Consider the following 6,702-nt stretch of genomic DNA (forward strand, 5'->3'; position numbering starts at 1 on the left):
CATCCATCCATCCATCCGTCCGTCCATCCGTTTCGTCTGACCGTCTGTTTTGCCTCATCCACTCCCGCGGACGGAATCAGAGGCATGCTCAGAGACGGATATCCAATTCGGTCAGCACGCGATAGGATGGCCCGAGGCCTTCCTGCAGCGCGTTCAGCGCGGCCAGTCCCGCCGCCTTGTCTTGATCGCCGGTCCCGCCGCTGACGCCGATCCCGCCGACGACCTCTCCGTTCACCACGATCGGGAAGCCCCCGACGAAGATCGCGAACCGGCCCGGGAACATCGCATGGATACCGAACGCCTCCCCGCCCGCCGCCGCCGGACCGCCCGGCTCGCCCAGCAGATGCGTCGAGCGCTTGTGCCCGCTCGCGGTGAACGCCTTGGCTATCGCCAGTTCGGGGCCGGTCCGGCGTGCCCCGTCCATCCGCGCCAGCGCGATCACGCAGCCGCCGTCGTCGGCGACGCAGATCGTCTCCCGCGCCCCCTCGGCTTCCGAGACGCGGATCGCGGCTTCGATCATGAGCCTCGCTTCCGCCAATTCCAACTTCCATGCCGGCTTCATCGCATTCCTCCCATCCGGTGTTGCGCGGCTTTATCGCTTAATCTATGTGCCGCCGGCCGGATTAGACCTTATCGAAGGAACGATCGGCCATGAGGACGGAACCCAACATTCGCCAGTGCTGGAATGTTCTTATGTCAGGGCTAGAACGATCATTCATCGCGACTGAAACGATGATGCGTCAGCACGGGACGATCTTTCGCCAGTTCCGGAACGGGGAACGGTTTTCCGTCACGATTCGAAGTGATTCTTGCGCTTCAACCAGGCGCCCAGCAGATTCACCAGACCGTATAGGGCGATGGACAGAACCGCCAAGATCGCGATGCTCACCATGACCATGTTCATCTGGAATACCTGGCCGCCGTAGATGATCAGATAGCCGAGACCGGCTTTGGAAGACAGGAATTCCCCCATGATGACCCCGACCAGCGTCAAGCCTACGTTCACCTTCAGCGTGGCGATCCAGTTCGGGATGCTGGCGGGCAGGATGACCATCCGCAGCATCTGGGTGCGCGTGGCGCCGAACGACTCCATCAGCTTCAGCTTCGACCGGCCGATCTCCTTGAACCCGTTCTCCACCATCATGATCGTGACGATGACGGAGATTGCGACCGCCATGCCGTAGATCGAATAACGGTCGCCCAGCCAGATGTAGAAGATCGGTCCGAGCGCGACCTTGGGCAGCGCGTTCAGCACGACCATATACGGGTCCAGCACCTTCGAGGCGAACGTCGACCACCAGAAGACGACCGCGATGACCGTCCCCAGCGCCATGGAGACCACGATGCCGACGAGCGTCTCGAGCGTCGTCGTCCAGGTATGCTTCAGCAGCTTGCCTTCCACGAGCAGCTCGCGGAAGGAGGTCCACAGCTGCGAAGGCTTGCTCGTGAGCATCGAGTCGATCCAGCCTTCGCGGGCTGCCCATTCCCACAGGCACAGGAAGGCGGCGAGCACCGCCAGCCTGGACAGCCAGATCAGCGCTCGCCGCCTTCGCTGCGCGGACAGATAACGCCGGTAGAGCGGAGAAGGCCGCAAAGCTCCTGCAGAATGTCTATACGGCTGAAACGGCATGAGCCTGCAACTCCTTCCAGATGGTGCTGAAATACGAATTGTAGGAAGCGGACTCCCGCTTCGTCCAGGCGGACAGCGAGTCTCCTTCCTCGAAACGGATGTCGTATACGGCCGAGATCGCGCTGGGCCGCTGCGACATGACCATGACCCGATCCGCCATCGTGATCGCTTCGGAGATGTCGTGCGTGACGAGCACCGCCGTCTTGCCCTGGTCCTTGATGATGCCGTGAACTTCGTCGGCCAGCGTCAGCCTCGTCTGATAGTCCAGCGCGGAGAAGGGCTCGTCGAGCAGCAGAATGTCCGGCTCCGTGACGAGCGTGCGGATGAGCGCCACTCGCTGCCGCATGCCGCCCGAGAGCTGGGACGGATTGTGCCGCGCGAAGCCGCCGAGGCCGTAGCGCTCGAGCAGCTCGAGCGCCTTGCGCTCCGCTTTTTTCCGATCCATCCTGCGAATCTCCGCGCCCACCAGGAGGTTGCTGAGCACGTCGCGCCACTCGAACAAGTGGTCGTGCTGCAGCATGTATCCGACCTTGGGCGAAGTGCCGGAGACCTCCCGCCCGTCGATCAGAATCTTGCCGGAAGTCGGCTTCAGCATCCCGGAGATCAGGGAGAGCAGCGTGCTCTTCCCGCAGCCGCTCGGCCCGACGATGCTGATGAACTCCCCGTTCTCGATCGACAGCCGAATCCCGCGCAGCGCCTCGGTCTCCTGCTTGGGCGTGAAGTAGCTGAGGGAGACGTCTTGCATCTCGATCTGCGCCATCGGCTTACTTCCCGAGCTGCTGGACGAAGGACATATCCGCGACGTCTTCCAGCTTCGCGATCTTCTCCTCCGGCTTCAAGGTCCCGTTCTCGATCAGGACGCGCTGCAGCGTCTCGAACTGCTCCGGCGTCAGTACCTGGTCCGCGGACCAGGTTCCCTGCTTCTTGTAGTTGGCTACGGACTGGGCGATCATGTCTTCCGGCGTGCCGTCGAAGAACGGCTTCAGCGCGGCCACGATGTCCGCTTCGGAGGCGGTGTCGAGCCATGCGGCGCCTTCATGCACCGCCTTCGCGAACTTCGCGACGATATCGGGATGCTTCGCGATATAGTCCGACGTCGCTACGTACGACGTCTCCGGGAACGGTCCGAACGATTCGCCGAGCGATGCCGCGTAGTAGGCTTTGCCTTCCTTGACCAGCGTCGAGGCGACGGGCTCGAACAGCTGGATGAAGTCGCCCTGCCCGCTGGCGAACGCGCCGGCCATCGCGGTGGACGCGATATTGGTGACGACGTTGACGCCCTGCGTCTTCTCCTTCAGGAGCATGGAGTTCAGCACCATCTGCGGCGCGCTGCCGGGTCGCCAGCCGATGACGGTCTTGCCTGCGAGATCGCTCCACTGGAACGAATCCAGCTTGTTCCGGGACAGCAGGAACGAACCGTCCTTGCCTGTCAGCTGGGCGAAGATCTTCAGCGTCTTGGCGCCCTTCTGATTGTGGATATAGATCGCGGTCTCGGGTCCGACCAGCGAGATATCCGCCGTGCCGGCGATCAGCGCCGCCGCGCCTTTGTCCGAGCCTTGCGCCGTGTTCATGTCGATCTTGAGCCCTTGCTCCTGGAAAAATCCCTTGGAGATGGCAATATAGTGAGGCGCGTAGAAGATCGAACGGATGACTTCGGAGAACTTGACGGTGACGGTCTCGGCCGAACCGGCGGACGGCGAGGGCTCGCTAGGCGGCGCGGAAGGCGACGCGGAGGAGGATGGCGATACGTTCGCGCCGCCGCTTCCGCATGCGGCGACCCCCAGGAGCAGGGCGAACGACAGCAGCATAACGGCGACGGCCTTTGTTTTTCCCATGATTCTCTCCCTCTTCCTGCTTCATCGATGGCATGGATTCGACGGCATATGCCGGTTGCTTAGACATCCGTCTATGGTTACATATGCAGGAAGCGGCCCGCTTGCTAGCGGATGAAGCCCTTTCCGGCAAAAAATGTCGCCCGGCTCGGCCGTAGCTGCCACGGAACGGCAGATCCCGGACATCCCGTTCTTCCGCCCGACCGCACGACGCTCCCCTTCTCCTTTGTTCGTCACGCCGTCCCGCCGGCCGCTGCCTATCGTTGAACGCCAAACCGCCTTTTTCGCGAAAAAAAAGAGCCGCGAGGGCTCCCTGAACGTAAATGTCTTGTGAAGTTAACTGCCGGCCGTTCGCTTCCGGACGAACCTTCCGCGTCAGATCGCCGGCATGACGTTGCCCCCGCTGACGGGGATATAGGCGCCGGTAATGAAGCTGGCGAGATCCGACGCGAGGAACGCGACGACGTTCGCGATCTCTTGATCGGTACCGCGCCGCTTGAGCGGAACGGAGCTCTCGTAGCCTTCGTTGCGCTCGGTGCGATTCGTCCGGTCCTGCTCGCTGATCGTCCATCCGGGGGCGACTTGGTTAACCGTGATCTGATGCTCGCCGACTTCCTTGGCCAGAATGCGGTAGATGCCGTCCATCCCCCGCTTGCCGGCGACGTAGGCCGACTGTGTCGGGAAGTTCTGCATGACGCACTCGGTGTTGATGCCGATCATGCGCCCGTACCCGCGGCCGATCATATCCGGCACGAACGTCTTCGCCAGATGGACGCTCTGCATGACGCAGGTTTCGAATTGGCTGAAATAATCCGCGGTCGGCTGCTCCAAAATGGTCGTCCACTGGTATTGAGCGACGGCATTCGCTACTACAATATCTACAGAGCCGCGTTCGGCCGCCACCCGGGCTTGCATCGCATGGACGGATTCGAGGCTCGCCACGTCGGCCTGTACCGTCATCGCTTCGCGGCCGAGCGCCCGGATCTCCTCGCGCAGCTCGTTCGCCTTGGCTTCGTTGCCTCTGTAGTGCAAGACCAGGTCGGCGCCGCATTGCGCCAGCGTCCGCGCCATCACGCGGCCTAGCTGGCCCGTAGAGCCGGTCACGAGGGCCGTGCGGCCGGAGAGATCGATCTTCATTCCGCAGCGCCTCCTTCGGCGCCCGCAGGCAGCTGAAAGTCGATCTCGAGGAAGCGCGTCACTTCCGTCTCCCACCGCTCGCGGACGAATTGCTCGTGCGAAGGATGGGCGTTGTACGCGTCGTAATCGGCTTGGCTGGCGAAGTCCATCGAGAACCCGTATGTATAATCGTTCTTCGCGCTGACTTGGGAGAAGGCGCCGAAGTTTCGAACCGTCGGAATCGAAGCAAGAATGCGCCGACCGTCGGCGATGAATCGCTTCGCCTCCGCGGAGCCCTGCGGATGCTTCAAATCGAAAATCACCATGTGGCGGATGGTCTGGCCGTTCTGCAAAGTCATATGAACCCTTCCTTCCAGCGATTGTATTGAGCAATTCTGTTAGTCGTTTGTACGCTATTTTATCATAACTTCCCCGCTTCCGATAAGGCGCCGCTCCCATTTGCAACTCTAAGCGCCGTTAAATCGTCAAATTCTGTGTAATTTCTTTCTTTTGCTTCCACGCCGCTTCGCTTACAATATGTTAGGAAAGTTTACCCAATTTCTCTTCAGATCCGGAGGATTCCATGACACCCCTCAAGAACAAGAAATGGCTTCGCAAGACCCTCATCCGTGCATCGATTACCCTGGGAGCGTTAATCCTGGCCGTCGGCGGCTACGCAGGATACCTCTACTATAAAGCGGACGACGCCATCGGCAAGATGTCCAGCCACGAACCTGCAGCCACAGCTACGCCAACGGCCCCCGCCGCCACGAACGAAGGCGGCGCCGAACCCGTCAAGCAAGACGAATACCGCCCGCATACGTTCCTCCTCGCCGGAATCGATCACCGCGTCGGCAGCGGCGGCTCGCTGAACACCGACGTGCTGATGCTCGGCAGCATCAACCCCGGCACGCATTCCGCCAGCCTCGTATCCCTGCCACGCGACCTGCAGTTGAAGCCGAAGACGCTCTCCGCGCACAAAGCCAACTACTACTACGCCTACTTCTATAACAAGGACAAAGAAACCGCGCTAACGGAGACGAAGGCGTTCTACAGCGAACTGTTCGATTTCCCGATCGACTACATGGTCCTAATCAACTTCGACGGCCTGCGCAAGCTGGTCGACGCGGTCGGCGGGCTCGATATCGACGTGGACATGGATATGCGCTACAAGGATTCGGCGGACGGCACGGACATCAATCTGAAGAAAGGCCTGCAGCATCTGGACGGCAAGAAGGTGCTCGACTTCGTCCGGTACCGCAAATCGAACGAAGGCACGCAGCAGTCCTCCGATATCGCCCGCAATACCCGGCAGCAGCAAGTCATCAAGGAGCTGACAGATCAGCTCGCGACCTTCCAAGGCATGACGCAGTGGGGCAAGGTGCTGGATCTGCTCGGCGACAACGTCAAGACCGATATTCCCGAGTCGGAGATGCGCCAGTGGATATACGGCTTCAACAAGGTGAAGCCGAATACGATCGACATGATTCCGCTCGAGAGCCGCTGGGAGAGCCCCTATATCTACGTGAAGGAAGACGACCTGAAGCAAGCGCTGGCGAGCCTGCGGACGGAGGTTGGCCTTACGCACACGGGCAACCTGAAGCTGGCCGACGTCGTCGGCGTCGATCCTTCGCCCGATCCGGACAAATCCAACTGAGCCGTGCAGCGCTAGCGCGCAAAAGGCTGCCTCCCCGGTCGTTCCGGCCTGGAAGCGGCTTTTTTTGCGCGAAAAGGAGGGCGGGCATAGGATGCGGTCGGCGGAGCGATTGCACGATCCGCCTCTCTAGGTACGCCACAGACCCGTTACGCCAGCACCGATACGCCAGCACCGATACGCCAGCACCGATACGCCAGAGATAGTCGATGAAGTCGACCATCTCCCTGTTCACCTACCCCAATCGCCCCGTTTTAGTCGATAAAATCTCCCGGTACGTCTAGCTCAATCCGCTCGAGATAGTCGATAAAATCGACTATCTCCCGGTACGCCTACCCTAATCCACCCGCGTTAGTCGATAAAATCGACTATCTCCCGGTTCACCTACCCCAATCGACCCGCGTTAGTCGATAAAATCGACTATCTCCCGGTACGCCTACCCCAATCCACCCGAGTTAGTCGATAAAATC

Annotated in this window: 7 protein-coding genes; 1 reads left to right on the plus strand and 6 read right to left on the minus strand. The window is 60.8% G+C overall.

Annotation, left to right across the window (positions count from 1 at the left end; all coding sequences use genetic code 11):
- Positions 1 to 88 precede the first annotated feature (88 nt).
- The 6 genes from H7C19_RS32210 to H7C19_RS32235 form a co-directional block, all read right to left on the minus strand.
- Positions 89 to 562, minus strand: coding sequence for a GlcG/HbpS family heme-binding protein (locus H7C19_RS32210; protein ID WP_185673188.1), 474 nt, complete (start codon positions 560 to 562; stop codon positions 89 to 91).
- Between the two features lie 228 nt (positions 563 to 790).
- Entirely contained in the window at positions 791 to 1,630 is an 840-nt protein-coding gene (locus tag H7C19_RS32215; protein ID WP_185673189.1) for an ABC transporter permease, read from the minus strand.
- The gene (locus H7C19_RS32220) at positions 1,611 to 2,390 is read right to left on the minus strand and encodes an ABC transporter ATP-binding protein (protein ID WP_185673190.1); all 780 of its coding nucleotides are present in this window, start codon (positions 2,388 to 2,390) and stop codon (positions 1,611 to 1,613) included. Before H7C19_RS32220 ends, H7C19_RS32215 begins: the two co-directional genes overlap by 20 nt.
- A 4-nt stretch (positions 2,391 to 2,394) precedes the next feature.
- Positions 2,395 to 3,465 carry an ABC transporter substrate-binding protein gene (locus tag H7C19_RS32225; protein ID WP_185673191.1) on the minus strand — a complete coding sequence of 357 codons (1,071 nt, stop codon included), beginning with the start codon at positions 3,463 to 3,465 and terminating at the stop codon, positions 2,395 to 2,397.
- Positions 3,466 to 3,837: 372 nt separating this feature from the next.
- A complete protein-coding gene (locus H7C19_RS32230) occupies positions 3,838 to 4,599 on the minus strand; it encodes an SDR family NAD(P)-dependent oxidoreductase (RefSeq protein ID WP_185673192.1) in 762 nt (253 codons plus the stop codon).
- Positions 4,596 to 4,937, minus strand: coding sequence for a Dabb family protein (locus tag H7C19_RS32235; RefSeq protein ID WP_246470164.1), 342 nt, complete (start codon positions 4,935 to 4,937; stop codon positions 4,596 to 4,598). The genes H7C19_RS32230 and H7C19_RS32235 overlap by 4 nt, the downstream gene beginning before the upstream one ends.
- Before the next feature lie 224 nt (positions 4,938 to 5,161).
- On the opposite strand from H7C19_RS32235, the gene H7C19_RS32240 reads away from it, so the two are divergent.
- Positions 5,162 to 6,235, plus strand: a complete 1,074-nt coding sequence (locus H7C19_RS32240) for an LCP family protein (RefSeq protein ID WP_185673193.1) — start codon at positions 5,162 to 5,164, stop codon at positions 6,233 to 6,235.
- The last annotated feature ends 467 nt before the right edge of the window (positions 6,236 to 6,702 follow it).

This window comes from Cohnella nanjingensis (genome assembly GCF_014212125.1).
GTDB lineage: Bacteria > Bacillota > Bacilli > Paenibacillales > Paenibacillaceae > Cohnella > Cohnella nanjingensis.